The sequence below is a fragment of the Escherichia sp. E1130 genome (genome assembly GCF_005781065.1).
Taxonomy (GTDB): Bacteria; Pseudomonadota; Gammaproteobacteria; order Enterobacterales; family Enterobacteriaceae; genus Escherichia.
The window spans coordinates 1-1,756 of sequence record NZ_VATL01000074.1; the positions used below are offsets into that span (position 1 = coordinate 1).

The 1,756-nt window shown below is 49.8% G+C and carries 1 protein-coding gene; it reads left to right on the forward strand.

The window, feature by feature from the left end; all coding sequences use genetic code 11:
• A partial coding sequence (gene traI, locus FEK66_RS25550; RefSeq protein ID WP_205714140.1) for a TraI/MobA(P) family conjugative relaxase occupies positions 1-1,716 on the forward strand: 1,716 nt, incomplete at its 5' end.
• Positions 1,717-1,756: the final 40 nt, after the last annotated feature.

Consider the following 1,756-nt stretch of genomic DNA (forward strand, 5'->3'; position numbering starts at 1 on the left):
GTGATTGCTACATTTCCGGACGGTAGACAACATCTTCGGTGTGGTGATGTCATTGCCGAGATGAATTGTTTTTCGCTTGCTACCGCGGCCACTGAAATGAACATGATTGCTCTTCAAAATACACACTGCAAAGACCCTGTTTACCATGTCATCCTGTCCTGGCCTGAGGCCGAAAGACCCACGCCAGAACAAATTTTTGACTGTGCGCGTCACAGTATGAAAAGCCTTGGAATGGAAGGTCATCAGTACGTGTGCGCTATTCACGATGATACCGACAATCTGCATTGCCATCTTTCTGTTAATCGCATTAATCCGGTAAGCTACAGAGCAGCATCTTTGTATAACGACCGTCTGATTCTGGGCCGTTGCTGTCGTGAGATGGAGCTCAAGCATGGCTGGCAGCATGTTAATGGTCCTTACATGGTTAACAGCGAAGGTCATATCGTTCGTAAGAAAAACTTCTACAAATCCGCGCCGGCAGCTGCCCGTGAACTTGAGCATTTTGGTGACAAGGAGAGTCTGTTTTCGTACGCAGTGGATAACTGCCGGGAGAAGATGGATACGTTGTTTCTGGGCGGGAACTATGACTGGGATGGGGTGCATGACATTCTGATTGCAGCCGGACTTGAGCTGCGCCAGAAAGGTGAGGGGCTAGCGATTTACGATGTCGCCGATGATGAACAGGCACCGATTAAGGCCAGCGATCTTCATCCTGAACTGACGCTGAGCTGTCAGCAGGAACTGATTGGTGCTTTTACCCGGGCATCCGTTATCCGTGAAACAAACCGTGACGGGAAGGATGTTTTGCTGACTGCAGTGGACATTCAATCTCAATATGACGACCGTCTTCACCGTCGCGATAAAGGGGCGAGAGCTGAGCGTCGTAATGCCCGGGCAGAGGCCCGTCAGGATTTAATCGCGCGCTATAAGGCCTACAAGATGAGCTTTGTGCGGGCAGGGATTTCTGCTGATGACGCTCGTTCCCGTTTCCGGGAACTGGCAGCCAGCTACCGTGTCCGCAAGAACAATGTTCGTCTTATCGAGCGAGACCCGCTGTTGCGTAAGCTGATGTTCCGTGCGCTGGAAGTCGAGAAGATGAAGGATATGGCTGCCCTACGTTTGCAGATTAGGGATGAGAGGAAGGCACTCAAAGATATGCCGGGTTCCCGTCCATTGTCGTACCGGGCCTGGGTGGAAGTGCAGGCAATGCAACATGATGCTGCCGCCATCTCGCAGCTACGTGGCTGGGCTTACCGTGAGAAACGTAAGAACCGTACTTCTACGATCTCCAATAACTTTATTCTTTATGCAGCCGCAGATGATATTAAACCATCGCAGATCCGGGGCTATGATTCCCATGTAAATCGTGATGGTGCTGTTGTCTACTCATCGGGTGGTACACCTGTATTACTTGATCGTGGTGTACTTCTTGAAGTTGCCGATGCGCCAGCAGAGAAGGGTAAAAACCTGGTGATGGCACTGTATATTAGTGGCCAGAAGAGTGGTGAGAAAGTTGAGGTCAGGGGAGAGAAAGAGTTTGTGCAGGGGACAATTAAATCCATCCCACATTTTAATGCGTCTTCCGGGAAAACAGTTCCTCTGACGAATCAGGTTCAGCGTCAGATGGCTGGTTACAATGTACCAACCAATACTGATGATGCCCCGCATATACCTACAAATGCGGCGCAAAATAATAAGCGATTTAAACCGTCGTGATATGAGGCGTGGACCGACTATTTGTTCTGGTCAATTTAAA